At 42.2% G+C, this 17,689-nt stretch carries 15 protein-coding genes and 1 tRNA gene; 6 read left to right on the forward strand and 10 right to left on the reverse strand.

Annotated elements, in window-relative coordinates; translation table 11 throughout:
• The first annotated feature begins 181 nt into the window (after positions 1 to 181).
• Positions 182 to 715, forward strand: a complete 534-nt coding sequence (locus tag A3K91_RS08130) for a DUF2058 domain-containing protein (protein ID WP_062844809.1) — start codon at positions 182 to 184, stop codon at positions 713 to 715.
• 104 nt (positions 716 to 819) lie between these two features.
• Here A3K91_RS08130 and A3K91_RS08135 read toward each other — a convergent pair whose 3' ends face one another.
• From A3K91_RS08135 to speB, 4 genes are all read right to left on the reverse strand, one after another.
• Complete coding sequence (locus A3K91_RS08135) at positions 820 to 2,283, reverse strand: aldehyde dehydrogenase family protein (protein ID WP_062844810.1); 1,464 nt, start codon at positions 2,281 to 2,283, stop codon at positions 820 to 822.
• 129 nt (positions 2,284 to 2,412) lie between these two features.
• Complete coding sequence (locus tag A3K91_RS08140; protein ID WP_062844811.1) at positions 2,413 to 3,801, reverse strand: YjiH family protein; 1,389 nt, start codon at positions 3,799 to 3,801, stop codon at positions 2,413 to 2,415.
• A gap of 143 nt (positions 3,802 to 3,944) precedes the next feature.
• On the reverse strand, positions 3,945 to 5,663 hold the full coding sequence (locus tag A3K91_RS08145) for a 5-guanidino-2-oxopentanoate decarboxylase (protein WP_062844812.1): 1,719 nt from the start codon (positions 5,661 to 5,663) through the stop codon (positions 3,945 to 3,947).
• Between the two features lie 109 nt (positions 5,664 to 5,772).
• Complete coding sequence (gene speB / locus A3K91_RS08150; protein WP_062844813.1) at positions 5,773 to 6,741, reverse strand: agmatinase; 969 nt, start codon at positions 6,739 to 6,741, stop codon at positions 5,773 to 5,775.
• Positions 6,742 to 6,947: 206 nt separating this feature from the next.
• On the opposite strand from speB, the gene A3K91_RS08155 reads away from it, so the two are divergent.
• Positions 6,948 to 7,847 (forward strand): LysR family transcriptional regulator, encoded by a 900-nt coding sequence (locus A3K91_RS08155; protein ID WP_062844814.1) that lies wholly within the window; start codon positions 6,948 to 6,950, stop codon positions 7,845 to 7,847.
• A 7-nt stretch (positions 7,848 to 7,854) separates the two neighbouring features.
• On the opposite strand, the gene A3K91_RS08160 is transcribed toward A3K91_RS08155, so the two are convergent.
• The 3 genes from A3K91_RS08160 to A3K91_RS08170 all read right to left on the reverse strand — a co-directional run bounded on the left by A3K91_RS08160 (position 7,855) and on the right by A3K91_RS08170 (position 12,178).
• On the reverse strand, positions 7,855 to 9,666 hold the full coding sequence (locus A3K91_RS08160) for a potassium/proton antiporter (RefSeq protein WP_062844815.1): 1,812 nt from the start codon (positions 9,664 to 9,666) through the stop codon (positions 7,855 to 7,857).
• A 317-nt stretch (positions 9,667 to 9,983) separates the two neighbouring features.
• Positions 9,984 to 10,319, reverse strand: a complete 336-nt coding sequence (locus A3K91_RS08165) for a GlpM family protein (RefSeq protein WP_062844816.1) — start codon at positions 10,317 to 10,319, stop codon at positions 9,984 to 9,986.
• A 188-nt stretch (positions 10,320 to 10,507) separates the two neighbouring features.
• Positions 10,508 to 12,178 (reverse strand): alpha-keto acid decarboxylase family protein, encoded by a 1,671-nt coding sequence (locus A3K91_RS08170; protein ID WP_062844817.1) that lies wholly within the window; start codon positions 12,176 to 12,178, stop codon positions 10,508 to 10,510.
• A gap of 266 nt (positions 12,179 to 12,444) precedes the next feature.
• Here A3K91_RS08170 and A3K91_RS08175 point away from each other — a divergent pair.
• Positions 12,445 to 12,519: transfer RNA gene (locus tag A3K91_RS08175), tRNA-Gly, on the forward strand.
• Positions 12,520 to 12,944: 425 nt separating this feature from the next.
• On the opposite strand, the gene A3K91_RS08180 is transcribed toward A3K91_RS08175, so the two are convergent.
• Complete coding sequence (locus tag A3K91_RS08180; RefSeq protein WP_062844818.1) at positions 12,945 to 13,169, reverse strand: helix-turn-helix domain-containing protein; 225 nt, start codon at positions 13,167 to 13,169, stop codon at positions 12,945 to 12,947.
• A gap of 196 nt (positions 13,170 to 13,365) precedes the next feature.
• On the opposite strand from A3K91_RS08180, the gene A3K91_RS08185 reads away from it, so the two are divergent.
• Genes A3K91_RS08185 through A3K91_RS08195 form a run of 3 tightly spaced genes read left to right on the forward strand, consistent with a single transcriptional unit; the run spans position 13,366 to position 15,135 of the window.
• Positions 13,366 to 13,581, forward strand: coding sequence for a hypothetical protein (locus A3K91_RS08185; protein WP_011513303.1), 216 nt, complete (start codon positions 13,366 to 13,368; stop codon positions 13,579 to 13,581).
• Between the two features lie 19 nt (positions 13,582 to 13,600).
• Positions 13,601 to 14,845: a tyrosine-type recombinase/integrase gene (locus tag A3K91_RS08190; RefSeq protein WP_062844819.1), complete on the forward strand. Its 1,245-nt coding sequence runs from the start codon at positions 13,601 to 13,603 to the stop codon at positions 14,843 to 14,845.
• On the forward strand, positions 14,842 to 15,135 hold the full coding sequence (locus A3K91_RS08195) for a hypothetical protein (protein ID WP_062844820.1): 294 nt from the start codon (positions 14,842 to 14,844) through the stop codon (positions 15,133 to 15,135). The genes A3K91_RS08190 and A3K91_RS08195 overlap by 4 nt, the downstream gene beginning before the upstream one ends.
• Before the next feature lie 411 nt (positions 15,136 to 15,546).
• On the opposite strand, the gene A3K91_RS08200 is transcribed toward A3K91_RS08195, so the two are convergent.
• Complete coding sequence (locus A3K91_RS08200) at positions 15,547 to 16,173, reverse strand: hypothetical protein (RefSeq protein ID WP_062844821.1); 627 nt, start codon at positions 16,171 to 16,173, stop codon at positions 15,547 to 15,549.
• A 95-nt stretch (positions 16,174 to 16,268) separates the two neighbouring features.
• A complete protein-coding gene (locus A3K91_RS08205) occupies positions 16,269 to 17,300 on the reverse strand; it encodes a PD-(D/E)XK nuclease family protein (RefSeq protein ID WP_062844822.1) in 1,032 nt (343 codons plus the stop codon).
• Positions 17,301 to 17,689: the final 389 nt, after the last annotated feature.

The following is a 17,689-nucleotide window of genomic DNA, read 5'->3' on the forward strand; positions in this document are numbered from 1 at the left end:
CATCCTATTCGGCTTGTCTCTATGCCAGCTAAACCTAGCTTTTGATCGTTTCAGTTTGATTTAACAATCCCTTCTTGTATTCTCCTAACAACATGCCATAGCAAAGTTTGATACAATGTATTTTTTAATATTTATAATTCGATCATCAAAATTGAAGCATCGTTATTTAGGGGATAAAGAGATGGCAAAAAATGCCCTACAAGCTCAGTTATTAAAAGCAGGATTGGTGGATAGCAAAAAAGCCAAAAAAATCAGTAAGCAAGCTGATCATGCCAAGCGCACTGGCGACTCAGAAAGCATCGAGACAAAAAAAGCGTTGGCAGACGCGCAAGCAAAAAAGCTAGAAAAAGATCAAAAGCTCAATCAAGAAAAGCAGCGGGTTTTAGAAGAAAAGATGCTCAGAGCCAATATCGTACAAATGATTAAGCAGCATCAAATCAACGACACAAGTGGTGAGGTCAGCTATCAGTTTGTAGATCATGCTAAGGTTAAGAAAATTGCTATTACTCAAAAGCTTTATGACCAAATCGTGGCCGGTCATGTGGTCATCGCACGATTAGAAGACAGCTATGCGCTACTGCCTCGTCCATTGGCAGATCGCATAAATACAAAAATGGAAGGCTTTATTGTCGTTTCTAACGATACTTCAGAAGAAGCGTTTGAAGAAGATGATCCTTATGCTGCTTATGTGATTCCAGATGATCTGATGTGGTAAAAGTCTCCTCTGATATACAACATCAAAAAAACCCTTTATTGAATAATCGATAAAGGGTTTTTCTATATCCACATCATTTATTACTAATCGATATTTTTAATGTGTTAATGTGTGAGCAGTACATGTTTGCTTTTTTGATAAGCAGACAAGCCATCACTGCCAAGTTCACGACCGATCCCGCTTTGCTTAAACCCGCCCCATCCAGCTTGCGGCAATACGATTTGTTGCTCATTAATCCAAATATGACCTGCTTGAATTTGTAGCGCTATCTTGAGTGCAGCGCTCTCATCAGCGCTCACAATGGTTGCAGCCAAGGCAAATTTACTGTCATTGGCTAAACGAATCGCATCCAAATCCTCTGCAAACGTTTTGCTGACTAAGACGGGACCGAACACCTCTTCTGTCCACAGCTGACTGGTCACGGGCACATTGTGATAGATGGTTGGCGTGACAAAATACCCCGCTCTATCCAACACTTTGCCACCTGTTAGGCACTCTAACTTTTTAGTTATGGCGATATCGAAGTATTTTTTTACCTGATTGAGCTGCTGCTCACTGACCAGTGGCCCCATTTGCGTGTCTGTATCAAAACCATCACCGATGGACAGGTTTTCTGTCTTTGTCTTCAACCTCTCAAATAACGCGTCAGCAATATCTTGATGAACAATCAATCTGGACGTCGCTGAACAGATTTGACCTGCATTGGTAAAGATACCACCGATGATTAAGTCGCAAGCATACTCAATGTCCGCATCCGCGCAGACGATGATGGCCGACTTACCGCCCAGCTCTAAGCTGATATCTTTGATACCTTTTGCTGCTTGGCTCATGACCTTTTCACCCACCGCATTACTGCCTGTGAAAGACACTTTGTCAATCAGCGGATGACTGGTCATGCCAGCACCCACCGCTGCCGCTCCAGGTAAAATATTCACCACGCCTTTTGGCAGATCAATAGCAGACAATATATTGCCCAGCATCAGCTCTGGTAATAATGTCACCTCAGACGGTTTTAGTACCACCGTGCAGCCTGCCGCCAGTGCAGGTGCAAGCTTCCAAGCGGTGGTGACCATAGGGAAATTCCAAGGTACAATCAAGGCACAAACCCCAACAGGGGCATACGTTTTTAATAAGCGGATACCTGTCTCATTGGTCTCGACCTCAGCCCAAGTCTCTTGCTTGATAATGAGCTGAGCATAATAGCGATAACAAGCAATGGCGTCGCTGACGTCTATCTTTGCCTCTTCGATCGGCTTACCGTTATTTAACACGGACAAACCAACCAATGTATCAAACTGCTCTGTCATCGTGTCTGCGATGGCATTTAGATAATGCGCACGCTCGTTTGTGCTTGTCTGTGACCAACTGGCATAGGCGGTAGCAGCAGCGTTGACGGCAGACTCTACGTGTTCTGCGCTACACAAACGAGTGGTGGCAATCACTTCTCCTGAATTGGGATCATACAAAGCGTATTCATCTATGCTATCAGATGCTTCAATAGTCACCCAATCACCCTCTATATACGCTGCATTTAGGACGACGTCGTTACGAACGGTTTGCTTTGCCATTTCTCTCGTTAGAGAGTTTGTGTCTGTTTTTTTCATATTATCGACTGCCTTATGTCATTTCATATTCAACCAGCTGGGTTGTGTAGACTGTTTATACTTGTGCTGCTCATGTTCAAAGAGTTGATTGACCTAATATAATAGGTGCGCAACCGAGGTAATCACGACCAAACTGATAAGCGTCCGCAGTATAAAAATCCCAAACAGCTCCAATATATTGAGCTTGATGTTTGATTTTAAAATAAGCGCGCCTACTTCAGACATATAGATAATCTGAGTGATAGAAGCAGCACCAACGATAAACCTTGTCATTTCACTCTCGATACTTTTGCCCACTAGTGCTGGCAGATACATATCGGCAAAACCCATAATCATCGCAGGCGCCGCTTTTGTGGCCTCTGGAATTTGCAACCATTCAAGCAAAGGCACAAGCGGCGTGGCCAACCAATTAAAGACAGGGGTGTATTCTGCTAACCCAAGACCAATCGTACCAATAGCAAAAACCACTGGAATAAGCCCAAAATAAATATCAAATAAGTTCTTGGTGCTACTCTTGAAGACTTTACCCAGCCCTGGCATAGACTGCGCACGAGTCACAGCACGATTGACCGCCCATTGATAGGTGGAGTAATGCGCTGGCGTCTCTTCGTCCAGCATACTTTTGCCAGAATGGTACGTATCAGGCTTCAATGATAGTGGCGGTATACGTGGCATAATGACAGCGGCGATAAACCCAGTGAGTGCAATGGTTAAGTAAAAATAGACGAAGTTATTGTCCACGCCGATGGTCTTTGCCACCACATAAGTAAACGCGATCGAGGTGACGGAAAACGTCGTTGCGATAATTGCTGCTTCGCGCTGACTATAATAGCTTTTATCATACTGCTGCATCGTCACCAGCAAGCCAATGGACGCGGCACCAAACCAAGAGGACATAGCATCCACTGCCGAACGCCCAGGGAGATTAAAGAGCTTAACAAAAAGCTTACTCGATAGCGTACCTAAAAACTCCATCAAACCAAAGTCAGTCAAAAACGGCAAGAACAAAGGAATCAAAATAGGAATCAAATCTTCAAAAATCACACCGCCAGTATTACGACTAATGATAAATTCAGGGCCGACTTGTAAAAAGATCATCCAAACAAAGACCATCCCCAAAACGCGTGCAACCAGCCAAAACCAATTCACATCAAAAAGATTTTTGGCTAAACTGCCTTCACGTAAATTGGGATTTAATACCTTTACTGCCAACGCTCCCACACAAGAGGTCGTCACAAGTGCCATGACCACATAAACGACATAACCACCCAGTAATGCTTGCAAAGTATCTGTTAATACGCCCAATAAAATCGTGACTTTGCCATCCCACTGAAACGGTATAATAAACAAAGCAATACCGAATGCAGAAAACAGTAAAAACTTCCATAATGATGCGCGCCATTGCTTTTCACTTAACGAGTCTGAATCGACAGCATCTTTTTCTAAAATCGACTGTTGCGACTTATCCATATAGTTTGTCATTCAATTCCTCCTTGATAGGCGACCATCGCCAATTTATCCATTTTGCTGTCTAACCACTATCTAACGTTACTACTACCTAAACTACTACCTAAACTACTACATAAGCTACTACTTAAAGATTGCTCCCAAAATCTGTCATCTCATTACGTAAAACACGCAAAATCCTTGCCCATTTCCATCAGGAACGCATCGGACTCATCAATTTCATAAATGATTGGCTGCTTACCTTTTGTGTCTGTCTTTAGCGCATCCAGTAATTGCTGCTTCTCTGTGATTCTGCGATATCCAGCCCCAAACCCTGCGGCTAATGGCTCAAAGTTTGGCGTTTTGATATTGACCCCAATCAGTGGCAATCCGCCCTCTTCCATATACCGTCGAATCTCGCCATAACCTTGGTTATTCCATAATAATACGATCAATGGCAGCTCAAGCTCTGCTGCACAGATGAGCTCAGCAATAGTAAATTGAATACCGCCATCACCAATCAGACTGACAACGGGCACCTTTGATCCAATCATTGCCCCAATGGCAGCTGGTAATCCATAACCTAACGTGCCAAACCCTGTTGATGAATTGAACCATCTGCGAGTTGCCAATGCCTCAAAGCCAAGATTGCCACTATAAACAGGCTGAGTTGAGTCACCGACGAAGATGACATCTTCTATTTCATCGCGAATGAGCTGAAGCAGTGCATTTTGACCAGCGAAGTCTGGTGTTATATCCTTTATAAGGTCTTGTTTTGCATCGTTTACTCGTGACACTGCCTTATGATCCACTGCTTGATGATCGAATACTTGCCCCTCTAAACGTGCGCACAAACCACTGATGGCCAATTGTGCATCGCCCAATACGGCAATATCTGCTCTAAACGGACGCTGTAACTGCGCAGCGTCACAGTCGATACGCACCAGTGTGCCATTGATATGGAACCCACCATTAAAAAACACGTCGTAATCAGTTTCGCCAAGCTCAGTACCGATTGCTAATACCCAATCAGCCTCAGTAATCACCGCACGACCTGCTGCTAATGACTGATTGCTGCCCAAGCTTAATGGATGACGAGGTGGCAACAAACCTTTTGCATTAATGGTTAAAAACGTGGGCGCGTCTATCAGCTCGGCCAGTTTTTGCGCATCCTGATCGACATCGACGCAGCCACCACCGTAGAGCAACACTGGGTTTTTCGCTGTTTTTAAGGATTCGATAATCAGGTCTAATTGCGCAGGGTTTGGCAATGGCTTCATGACCCGCGGTAAGGATACGTGGTCTGCTGACGTATTTGAGCGTGGCGGTCTTTCGACATGGCTGGCATCAGCGGTGATGATATCGATAGGCAACTGGATATGAACTGGCCCAGGCCGTGCGCCGTTAAATAACGCAAAGGCTTCGGCAATGACTTTGGGCAATGATTCAGGCTGCCAGATGGTTTTGCTTGTGAGCGCGACCTTACTCACCATACCTTGCTGATCGTGCAGCTCATGCAAGTGCCCTTCACCACTGCCTGTGTCTTTTACTTTATTCACACTAGAGATGATAAGCATCGGTATCGAATCCGCCAGTGCTTGCGCCATTGCCGTCATGATATTGGTCATGCCAGGACCTGTAATAATAAAACAGACACCGATTTTGCCTGAGGCGCGGTAATAACCATCTGCCATAAACCCAGCCCCTTGCTCATGACGCGGTGTTATGTGGCGAATGTTAGTATTGGGTAGACCGCGATACAGCTCGACTGTGTGCACGCCCGGTATGCCAAATGCAGTCTCGACGCCGTAGTATTCTAACCATTGAACAAGCAGCTCACCGCAGGTCAAAGACGAGCGCGGAGATGATGCCAAAGGCGATTTTGTAGAGTGCGTCATGAGTCATCCTAAAAATTTTAATATTGTTTAATAACTTGTTTAACGATATAAAAAACGACAATTTATCTACTTACAAGCGGCCATTTACTGCTTCTATCACAAATTATGATTAATAAACGGCTTTAACCTTATCGTCATAGCGCACGCCCGGTAAAATACATAGCATCTCAAACAGTAAGTTTGCTGCCAGCACCGAAGTGTTTCCAAAGGGATCATAAGGCGGAGATACTTCTACCAAATCACCGCCCACCACATCGAGACCACGCATACCGCGAATGATTTCTATGCCTTGAGTGGATGTCAAACCACCGATTTCCGCAGTTCCAGTACCGGGGGCAAACGCGGGGTCAATACCATCAATATCGAAGCTTAAATAAACAGGACCATTACCCAGCTTTTCGCGTACTTCTGCCATCAAGGGTGCAAGCGACTTGTACCAGCACTCTTCAGCGGGTACAACTCGGAATCCTTGCTGGGTTGACCAATCAAACTCTTCGGCACTATAGCCTGTACCGCGTAAACCAATCTGTACCACACGGTTGCCGTCAATGAGGTTCTCTTCAACAGCGCGGCGAAACGGTGTGCCGTGGGCAATTTTTTCACCAAACATATCATCGTTGATATCAGCATGGGCATCGATATGTACCATGCCAACTGGACCATGTTTTTTAGCAAGCGCCCGCAAGATAGGCAGTGCAATGGTATGATCGCCGCCTAGTGTCAATGGAACAGCGCCATGCTTGACGATTTTTTCAGAATAGAATTTTTCGATGATATCGACGCTTTTTAGGAGGTTAAACGTATTGATAGGCACATCGCCAATATCAGCGACTTGTAAGGATTCAAAGGGCGCAGCACGCGTGGCTACGTTATAAGGACGAATCATGCGTGATTCATCGCGAATCTGTCTTGGGCCTAAGCGGGCACCACTGCGATTTGATGCGCCAATATCTAGAGGGACACCCACAAAAGCAACATCTAGCCCTTCCGCATCCGCTTGTGTTGGCAGGCGCATCATAGAGGCAAAACCGCCAAATCTTGGCATATCATTGCCACTCAATGGTTGATTAAATTTCATAAAGCACATCCTTGTTCAGGTTTTCGAAATAGGCAATCTTTCGAGGTAGACAATTTGTTGTATGTCTCGACAATACCTAAATAATAGACGGTAGACCATGGTAAAATTCAGAAGTAAACTTCTGGTTTTTCGTAGTAAATTGGATTTAACCATTATTATTAGAAGTTTATGCAACCAAAACATGATGTGATAAGGCGCTATTATCAATGCTAGATGAACTGATAAAAATAGACATCAAAACCCTACGTAGCTTTATGGCCATTGTAGAATGTCAAGGAGTGACGGCCGCTCAAACGCGTTTGAACGTGACGCCTTCAGTGATTAGTGGTCATTTAACGCACTTAGAAGATCGTTTGGGCATGACACTCTGTCATCGTGGTCGAGGAGGATTCAAGCTGACAGAAGATGGCGCGGCAGTCTACGAGGCTTGCTTGAGCTTCACTGAAGCGGTTGCGAGCTTTCAGCATCAGCTACACTATATTCGGCAATTAGATTCTGTCCGTGGCGGTCATATTCGACTGTGTTTAACAGATCAAATGCCTACGTTTTTTTATGATGCACTCAGGCAATGCCTTGCTGGTAGCTATCGCACCAATCCATTGATACATTTTTCTATCGATGTGCAAAGCCCTGAAAACATGCTGGATAAGCTGTTGGGCAATGAGAGTGATATTGGGGTAGGATATTTTGGCAGTTTTCCGCCTTTACTGACTTTTCAGCCAGCTTTTATCGAAAAACAAGTGGTTTGCTGTGGTCACACGCATCGCTTGTTTTATGAGGCAGATACGCTGACATTTCATGAGTTGGAACAAGACTATCCATGGATCAAAAGAGGCTATGCGACTGATCATAGTATCAATCACATTCGCCCTAAGACATTGAGTGCCACCACTTACCATATGGAGGCGACCGCGCAGCTGATTCTTGCTGGTCACCATGTCGGTTACTTACCCCACGATTTGGCGACGCGTTATGAAGAAATGGGCTTGATGAAAATCTTACTGCCCAATGAAGCAAGTTACGATGTCAAGCATCACTGGGCTTATCGAGAAAATCTGCACAAACAAGTCGCAGATTTTTTGAGTAAAATGATACATCTGCTATAAGCAGTTGCTATATCGTTGCTGGTACTTCCGTATGTTTGAGACCAATGGTTCTTAGCTTGCCTTTGTCATCCACTTCCTTGATGACCAATGCCCACTCTTCACTAATTGCCACGGTATCACCTGAGACTGGCGCGGTACCCAAACTCCCTTTGACATACTCAGCGACGGTTTGATCCCACATACTTTTTTGAAACGTTTCATCCTCTTGCTCGACATGATCCGCTTGAGATTTTAAACTCTCTACAAGCGTTTCAGATTCCATGATGTCAGTGAAGAATGGCAAATCGCCGAGTTTGACACTGGGTGATAATAGCCAATCGCCATAAAAGTCATCAATGACCTTGCGATCGAGCGTTGTGTCATTAAAAATATTGGCAATTTTGCTGGCATGATTGCCGCGCATGGCGTACCACACGCTATCACCAAATTTTAACTTCGTACTTTCATCTACAACGACGATTTCTTGTTTACGCAACAATGCAAACACGCTGATTTCGTCAGGACTAATGCGGCGAGAGACATCCATCGGATGACGACCAATCGCAAACGCCCCTGATTGAACCTCAAATTCATACAGAGTAATACTCGCCTTATCTGATACCCACACCTCAAGCTCTTCTTTTGGATCTTTATTGGTCGGAATACGGACTCTAAACAGATTTGCCATAAAAGGAATGGTCATTCCTTGCAAAATCAAGGACAAAACCACCACCCCAAAAGCAATGTCAAACAGCATAAAGGCATTATCTATTCCTGCCATAACAGGCAAAAGCGCAAGGGTAATAGGCACCGCACCGCGCAAACCCACCCAAGAGATAAAGCCAATTTCTCTATCTTTAAATTTAAAAGGTTTGACACTGGTATAAACAGCAATCGGACGCGCGATCAGAATCATAAAGGCGGTAATCGCTACTGAATAGTGCCAGACATTAATGACGTTGGATGGAGTAGCCAATAGGCCTAACACCACAAAGAGTACTGCTTGCGACAACCACGCAAAGCTGTCCATCACTCGCATGACATGCTCTGTTGAACGCACCTTGTGATTGCCAATCAATACACCAGTCAAATAAACAGCCAAAAAGCCACTACCGCCAAGCAGGTTGGTTGCGGCAAAGACTGCCAAGCCTGCCGACAGGATCAATATGGCATACATCCCTTCTGCCAAATGCAACTTGGGCAATAAGCGCGCCAGTAAAAAGCCGAACAGCAAGCCCATCCCTAAACCGAACCCTAACTGCTGTAATAACAGCAACAAAAAGCCAATGGCTGTCTGACCTGCGGGATCGACATTTAGGGCAATCAAACCTGTAACTAAAAGAATCGCCAAAGGATCGTTAGCACCAGACTCTAATTCAAGCGTGGCTTGAACACGGTCATTGAGCTTAACACCGCCATTACGTAATAAAGAAAAAACAGCTGCCGCATCGGTTGAGCCCACGATGGCTGCCATCAAAAGACCAAAGCGCCAATCAACATCGAGCAACCAAGTGACAAATATCCCTAATACTACTACCGTCACCAGTACGCCCCAAGTCGCTAGGGTAATCGCAGGCTTGAGGCCGACTCGAAACGATTTAAAAGAAGTACGCAAACCACCATCTAGCAAAATACACGCTAAGGCAGCTTGTCCAACAAAATTGGCAAGTCCATACTGGGAAAACTCTATACCCAAAATGCCTTGCTCACCAGCCAACATCCCCACTATTAAAAATAACAGTAGCAGGGGTACGCCTAATCTTGCTGATAAAGTGCTTGCCATGATACTGGCAAAAATCAGCAATGCCCCTACGAGATATAGGATATTTAAGGTATCCATTTTTTTAAGCCCTATTTTTATAAATTATAATGCGTTGAATTATTACAATCAGATTCGCTTTATTTTGCGACCGATCATTTTCGCGTCTTAATACCAAGGTGACAGTAGGGTTTGTATCCTACTATCAAAAATTTTATTATTATTTTAGAGTGTCCTTAAGAATAACACTTGCAACCAGATTTTGAGAAATTATCTATCTCAGATTTATATACTTTTTTCTGCTCTGTTTGGTGCGCTGTGATTTAGCACTGACTCTGCGCTGATCAAAATACAAATTAATGGCACTGTTTAATGGCACTATATTGATTGCTGTTAAGTTAAGACTGAATATATTGCCATGTTAGTACCAAAATAGCGGCAGCGATGATCCAAGCGACGACCCCTAGCATTAATGCTTTGTATAAGCTGATGTAATTAATACCTACGAAGACCACAAGCGTATAGACAAGATGCGGTATGACCCCCAATATACTAAAGATCAACGCAACCTTTAAATCAGCTTGGCTACGCTCAGTACCAACGATAAAGTGACTGATTAAAGCAAAGGTGGGGAAAAGTGGCGCAAGCGCTGCCAAATAAAAAAAGCGGGTTTGTGCAAATAATTGAATCACCAATACCATCACAGCACCAATAAGCATTTTTAGCCAAATCATGGTGGATCATCTCCTGTTAAGTGCCAAGGGCTGAAATAGCCGAATTGCCATGATACTAAAGTATGCAAACTGACATAAGGGGCATATCGACTTAGTTGACCCGCATTGTAAAAATAATCAAAAAACCCCCATTCAGTCTTATAACCAAATGGGGGTTTTTATTTTATAATTAAAGCGATTACCAGCTTTTAATCGGCTTTTGGTTTTAGCGCCGCACTAATATCAGCCAGCAATGGCGGGATATCGTGCTTATCTGCTATCACTTCTATCATGACCAACTTGTTCGTGGTCTCGGCAGCCTTGATGAGAGCAGATTTTAACTCACCAGCAGTTTCTACCTTCAGCACCAAACTGTTGTCTTCTGTGGCACCAAAGGCTTGTGGCATCAGCTGCCAGTTACATTTGGGAATATCATTGTAGTGCTGGTTTTCACCATGAATTGCACGCTCGACAGTATAGCCATCATTATTCACCAGCACAATGACTGGATTGATACGCTCTTGAATCATCACGGCGATTTCCTGCACTGTTAATAAAGCGGAACCATCACCGATCAGTAGGACACTGCGTTTATCTGGTGAAGCAATCGCACCGCCTAAGCTGGCAGGCAACGTGTAACCAATTGAGCCCCACATTGGTTGTCCATAAGAGGTCACCCCTTCTGGTAAACGCACATCGCTGATCCCAAAATACGCGGTTCCTTGATCAGAAAATACCAAATTATTATGGTCTAAATGATCCGCAATAATATGCCAAAGGTCATCTTGGCGAATGGCTTCGTCGTCTTTGCCATTTTGCTCATGTGGTTTTACCTCTTTACAAAACTGCTTTGGCACGATCTCAATACCTGAAGTCATGACTTCATGTAGTGCTTGCAAGGCGTCTTTTAAGGCGATTGGGGCAAAATTCTGACCACTGACAGACGCACGCTCATAATGCAGATCAACCACCACATTTTCATCAATGTCTTGGCTAAATCCTGCCGTGGTCGTATCAGTATATTGCACACCAATTTTTATCAAACATTCACAGTTTTCTACGGCGTCTTTGACGATGGGACGTGATGCCACACCAGCATACGTTCCTGCCCAGCGATTGCTGTTTTCATCAAGTAGCGTTTTGCCCCACGACAGCGTTGTATAAGGAATATTGGTATCCGCAATCAATGCCTTTAGCTGATTTTGCAATCCCAAACGGTGCACCATCAGATCTGCCATCAGCGTCGTGGTTTTGTTTGGTAAAAATTCTATAAGCGCTTTTTTGAAATCTGCCAACGCGGCTTGACTGGTGATGTCTTCTTGGCTGTCATCAAGCTTGGTCGTTGGTGGATAAATGGGTTGACGCGCTACATCGGGTGATAATAATAAATAACCTGGGCGATGCTTTTTGAGCACCAAACGAATCACACGGTCGATCTCTGATGCGGCATTTTCTGGCGTAATCTGTGCCCGAGCGACTGTCACAGGCTCCACCATCTTGATAAAATGGTTAAATATGCCATCACCAAGGGTATGATGGATGCGGCTTTTTGAATCTTGCAATGCGGTATTGGGTGCGCCTACTACGTGCAATACAGGTGCATACTCAGCAAAAGAGCCAGCGGTGGCGTTGATAGCGGACAACTCCCCCACCCCAAACGTTGTCACCATCGCGGCAAACCCACGCTCGCGTGCGTAGCCATCGGCAGCATAGCCTGCATTGAGCTCATTGGTGTTACCCACCCAGCGCAGCTTATCGGAGGCGACAATATTGTCCAAAAAAGTTAAGTTAAAATCACCAGGGACACCGAATATTTCAGTCGCACCCGCTTCCGCGATACGATCAAACAGATAATCAGCGATGGTATATTGTTGGCTCATTCCTTTATCCTTATGACTCATTATTATAGGGGTTAATACTGTTTATATAATTGAAGTAAATTATAAAAGGTATTCCAGCTTATTTATTCCTATTAAAGCTTTTGGAATACATAATATAATAAACTGTTATAACATATATCAGGGGCCAGATGACATGCCTGTTTTACTAAGTTTATTTTTTTTCGTCATAAGTGTTGACACATAAAAAAAACTGCGTATAATACCTCGTCATCATCTAGACGATAGATTGTTTATCAGATGATTTAGCGGGAATAGCTCAGTGGTAGAGCATAACCTTGCCAAGGTTGGGGTCGAGAGTTCGAATCTCTTTTCCCGCTCCAAATACTTAAAAAGCCTCACTTAACAGTGAGGCTTTTTTTTGTCTAATTTTCAGGGGCTACAGCGTTTTTATGTCTTATTGCCCAATCAAACTATTAAGTTAATCTAACGAGATAAAAGTCTCAAAATCAGCACCGTGACCAAAACGTGACCATTTCGTGCCCACGCTATAAACACTGATTTTGTAATTGACCCCAACTTATTATTCTTATATTTATAAAAAGTGATGCTAAGAAATATTTTTTTAACATCGCTTTTCCTTTTTTACTGCTTTTGTATATTGAGCTCATAGCGTGACCAAAACGTGACCAAATCATGAAAAATTAAGTTTTAAAAATAACCCCAACCTTAATTTTAGGCCTTGAAACGTTATATATAAGGCTCTACCACTTATTCCTCTGCGCATCTTTTTCAATTTTGTAGATCCTCAAGACTCTTCATCATCTTTATTATTCGGCTTATAAATAAATAAGTCACCCACCTGCACATCTAAAAACTCACATAACTGGTCGATGGTATTGAAGTCAATTCTTGATGACTCTTCATTGTATAGCTTATGAAGTGTTGATTTACTCATACCTGTTGCTCTTACAACATCTGCTACACGCAATTTTTTCTCTGCCAAAATAACAGGAAGTTTAGACACGATCATAAAAATTACCTCTTTTCGGGTAAAAATGCTTTACATTGCAGTAAAAAGGTAATATATTACATAAATCGGTTACTAATTACCTTTAAGCGGGTAAATTATAACTGATTCCTTCAAGATGCATTTTTACAGGTTGATAAAATAGTTTTTATTCTATCACTTAATGCAATGACTTAATAACTGAAAAGAGGTAAACACCATGAGTAATACTTATTTAACAACTGATGAGTTAGCCGAACGTATCAAGTACGACGCACGTACTATCCGCAATCAAATGAAAGATACCGTTTTGATTGAAAACATTCACTACATACGCCCTTTTGGTGGTCGTAAGATTTTGTACGTATGGGAGCGTATCGAGGAAGACATGTGCAAGCCGGTTATGAGCGCTATCAACGGTATGGCACTTCAATAAAAAAATAAGGAGATTTACTATGGCTACTATGCGAGGACGGTTTGGTAAGCTGGTCGTTGACTTCCGCTACTTAGGTAAGCGCTGTCGAGAAAAGACCAGTTTAGAAGACAACCCAGCTAATCGTAAAAAATTAGCGCAAGTCATGAAAAAAATGGAAGCAGAAATCACCCTAAATATTTTCGACTATGCTGCTTACTTCCCAAAGAGTGAACGAGCGCAGGAGATGACGGCACTGGCTGATAGAGCCGAAGCTTGTATCAGTCGCAATCCGACCTTTAAGGAGTTTTCTGAAACGTTTTTTGAGGAGAGGAAGATTGAATGGCGACCTAGCTATCGGCAAAAGATACAGATTATTTTGGAAAAGTATTTGTTACCTGAGTTTGGTGGTAAAGCGGTACATGCCATAAAAAAATCAGACTTGCTGACCTTCCGTAGCTCCCTCGCCAAAGTTCGTTACGGTAAAGATGGTCAGTCAAGTCTGTCAGTAGCACGGATCAACCAGATCATGATACTTCTTCGTATGATACTAGAAGAAGCGTCAGATCGCCATGAGTTTGAGATGCCTTATAAAAATATTAAGAATCTCAAGCAAGCTCGTCCTGATGTAAATCCGTTTACATTGAGCGAGGTATGGCTGATTTTAAAGCATGTTCGTGCTGATTATAGACCCTACTACACTATCCGCTTTTTTACAGGGATGCGTACCAGTGAGATTGATGGGCTTAAGTGGGACTGTATTAACTTTGATCGGCGTGAAATCAGTATCAGAGGGGCATTGGTAAACGGGGAGATGGGTCCGACTAAGACATTAGGCTCACAGCGCGATATTGCGATGTCACAACTGGTCTATGACGCCCTCCAAGAGCAGAAGGCAAGCACCTTTGGTAAGTCTGAGTTTGTGTTTTGCAATTCACAAGGCAATCCGATGGAGTACCGTAATGTGAATAGGCGGATATGGAAGCCCACCCTTGCCCTCCTCGGTCTGAAACATAGGCGTGCTTATCAAACTCGGCACACGGCAGCGACGCTTTGGTTAGCTGCTGGTGAAAATCCTGAGTGGATTGCTAGGCAGATGGGTCATAGCAGTACGGAGATGTTGTTTCGGGTCTACAGCCGCTATGTCCCTGATATTACCCGTCAAGATGGCTCAGCGATGGATAACTTACTACTTGCGAGTAAGGAGAAGTTAACAGGCGCATCGAATAGCTCTGGAGCTGAAACACTAATCACGAATGCACAAACTGACAAGGAGACGTCACAATGAAAATCATCAATTATGAGGAGCTGTTTGGTGAGTTTAAACCTGATGGTGCAATCAGTACAGATGCAAACCTTATTGCTAATGCATTGATGCGTGAGTTATATATTTCATCTGGTCATAACCTAGCACGCTTCTTAGGAGTGAAGCGGTGCTTTAACAATGACATGGCGATGCGTATATGGGTACAGAAGCGCTTAGATGCTCAAGACGGGTACTTTATAAAAGATATGAGCAGTCAGCTTCAAAGCGAGCTCTACGAGCTATTACCGCACTCTGATTATGGCAGCTATTGAGGAGAGTATGATGAGTGTCAAACTTCAACCCAATATGACGCAGAGTCCATATGATATCAAGATATGTGAGGATTACTGAGCATACGATAATAAAAGCGGCTTTATTAAACATGTGAAGACGCTTTGTGAGAAGTATGAGGTAAGTCCTCAGGTATTCTTTGAGACAGTTGCTCAGTGTTATGCCTACTTAGACGATGTTGTATGTGAATACTGCGGCTATGCTTGTCCAATTGAAGTACCTGCTGATATTCCTTATATGCGTGCCAAAAATAGTTGGTTATGCACAATATGTGAGCATGCTTTATGGCGGACAGATCAAGCAAATAAATGAGCATTAATCATCCAAAAAGCCAGACAGCTTGAGCTGTCTGGCTTTTTATTTATAGTCCTTGCTTAAGTAAAGCCGAAGGCTTAGTAATCTTCAGCATATATCGCTCTTAAACGAAAAGATTCATGTTCATCACTAATACTGGTGCAGTAGTACGTATATAATTCATCAGCTATAACGTTTTTTGCAATAAATGCCACTATATAAGAAATAGTATCTAGTGGGGGGCTTTCGCTACCCTCCATACCTAGCAACAGCCCTTTGATATTAAGGTTTTCAGGGAACTGACCAACCAACTCATTAGCTGCATTTTTTATCATATCTGTTTCAAATGCATTTGCTATATGAGTTTGAATAAATTTATATGATTTTTCTCGTTTGAATAAGTTTTTGATATCGTTAACATCTATACCTATTAAGCCACGTGGACTAATATCTAATAATTTAACCACTTGATTTACGTCTTCAGGCTGACATTTAACAATACCCTCTATGATATCTAAGCACTTAAACTCATTATCATCTATTTGCAAACCTACTAGGAAATAAGCCCCTGACTTCTTTTTTAGCTCTTTTAACGCCTTCTCATCCCAGTTATCACTAGTGATAAAACAGCCGATAAAAGACAAAGGGTAGGAATCCATATTTGGTCGATATAAAAGAGCATTAGATATATCATCTATATACGAGTCGTCAAGCTGGTACTTCATAGTCATACTCTCTGGTAACGTATTACTGCATTGACTGTTAGAGGTATAAAATCTAGGCCATCATTTAAATATTATTGACAGCTAATTTATTATAGCTATTGACTTATTTGACTCTGATACTGATTTATCGTATAGCTAATATATTTTTGCAAGTTTTCCATTAGCGTCTCTATCTTTCGAAAATCAACTGAACTATCATTATTGAGGTTGAAAACATCAGTACTTAGTATGGCAAAAGTCATATGCTTTCCTGAACCAAACTTTTTAGGCTTAATAACTTCAAAATCGAAGTTAGGTGCTTGGGCTACAAACAACTTATAAAACTCATTTCTAATCTTTCTACGACCATTTTTACTGGGAACAGAAACTTTAAAGCAAATTTTATCTTGTTCTAGTAGTAAGTAAACATCAACATCATTCACTCTATGTTTGAATGCCCAAAAGCCCATAAAGCCTCCTGACTTATTAGCCACATATTTCCAGTTCCCTTCTCCTAAATATGACTGTAAATATTGAAAAAAACCTATCCATGCACGTTTTCCCCATTCTGCCACTGGTTGGGACTCAAATTTTTGTACTGCACTTTCAATAGACTGAATGTAGTCATAAAAATTAGTATATATATCACTGTATTTTAATACTTCATTTTGTTCATTATCGAAGATGTCTAATAAGTCTTTTCTGACAACAGGATAAAAACCATCTTTTATAACTTTTTTATAACTACTCTGATCATGAGTCTGCAAATAAATAGGGATAATATTATCTTCTTCAAATGTTTGAGAGTGTCCGTTAAGTATAAATTGCTTGTATCGAGTCAACTGCTCGGAATGCTGAACACTACCTACTTTATCCTCGATTAATATACAGTAAGTATCATTAAGGACACATAAGATATCGATATTACTCACATGACGTTGCACTACTATACTGTCAATACTGGTTGGTAGAGTTTTACCAGCTTTATCGAAGAGTAATGCTAAAACACTAATTGCAACTTTATTCAAAGCTTTATGTTTATCATTTCCTGTTTTATAATCTTTCTTCGCCCAAGAAAGAAGCCAACATATAAATGCATCTTGTGACAGCTCAGAGGTAGCAAATTTAAATAAATTAGGTGTTACCATAGTTGTTCCTTAATTACATTACAAAAATATGATTAATATCAATCAGTAACAGTAGTTATTTATTTGGTCATAAATCATCGATAAGCAAAAATACATCCGTCTGCTATCTTTCGTAAACTGCCATCCCATTTTTTAAACGCTCGAGAGTAACTGTTTTTATTTCCAATGGGTCAATAACAACAGACAACTGTGACATAATCACTAACCAACCTTGCAGGTGATTAGTATTAGCAACGGTAGCACAGACTTGATTCCAAATTTTGTCGATAGCAATAATCTTCTAATCAACTAATAATTAGTGCTCATATGAATACTGACGGGCAGACTTTTGAATCTTTAAAATCAGCTCTATATGGCTGTCGTTAGTTGGCTATAACTTACCCAATTTG

Source organism: Psychrobacter alimentarius (assembly GCF_001606025.1).
In the GTDB taxonomy this organism is placed as follows: domain Bacteria; phylum Pseudomonadota; class Gammaproteobacteria; order Pseudomonadales; family Moraxellaceae; genus Psychrobacter; species Psychrobacter alimentarius.

Excerpts from the sequence above, each read along its gene's own strand:
- A3K91_RS08130 (WP_062844809.1), top strand. The coding sequence starts at position 182 with ATGGCAAAAAATGCCCTACAAGCTCAGTTATTAAAAGCAGGATTGGTG.
- A3K91_RS08135 (WP_062844810.1), bottom strand. The coding sequence starts at position 2,283 with ATGGCAAAGCAAACCGTTCGTAACGACGTCGTCCTAAATGCAGCGTAT.
- A3K91_RS08140 (WP_062844811.1), bottom strand. The coding sequence starts at position 3,801 with ATGACAAACTATATGGATAAGTCGCAACAGTCGATTTTAGAAAAAGAT.
- A3K91_RS08145 (WP_062844812.1), bottom strand. The coding sequence starts at position 5,663 with ATGACGCACTCTACAAAATCGCCTTTGGCATCATCTCCGCGCTCGTCT.
- speB (WP_062844813.1), bottom strand. The coding sequence starts at position 6,741 with ATGAAATTTAATCAACCATTGAGTGGCAATGATATGCCAAGATTTGGC.
- A3K91_RS08155 (WP_062844814.1), top strand. The coding sequence starts at position 6,948 with ATGCTAGATGAACTGATAAAAATAGACATCAAAACCCTACGTAGCTTT.
- A3K91_RS08160 (WP_062844815.1), bottom strand. The coding sequence starts at position 9,666 with ATGGATACCTTAAATATCCTATATCTCGTAGGGGCATTGCTGATTTTT.
- A3K91_RS08165 (WP_062844816.1), bottom strand. The coding sequence starts at position 10,319 with ATGATTTGGCTAAAAATGCTTATTGGTGCTGTGATGGTATTGGTGATT.
- A3K91_RS08170 (WP_062844817.1), bottom strand. The coding sequence starts at position 12,178 with ATGAGCCAACAATATACCATCGCTGATTATCTGTTTGATCGTATCGCG.
- A3K91_RS08180 (WP_062844818.1), bottom strand. The coding sequence starts at position 13,169 with ATGATCGTGTCTAAACTTCCTGTTATTTTGGCAGAGAAAAAATTGCGT.
- A3K91_RS08185 (WP_011513303.1), top strand. The coding sequence starts at position 13,366 with ATGAGTAATACTTATTTAACAACTGATGAGTTAGCCGAACGTATCAAG.
- A3K91_RS08190 (WP_062844819.1), top strand. The coding sequence starts at position 13,601 with ATGGCTACTATGCGAGGACGGTTTGGTAAGCTGGTCGTTGACTTCCGC.
- A3K91_RS08195 (WP_062844820.1), top strand. The coding sequence starts at position 14,842 with ATGAAAATCATCAATTATGAGGAGCTGTTTGGTGAGTTTAAACCTGAT.
- A3K91_RS08200 (WP_062844821.1), bottom strand. The coding sequence starts at position 16,173 with ATGAAGTACCAGCTTGACGACTCGTATATAGATGATATATCTAATGCT.
- A3K91_RS08205 (WP_062844822.1), bottom strand. The coding sequence starts at position 17,300 with ATGGTAACACCTAATTTATTTAAATTTGCTACCTCTGAGCTGTCACAA.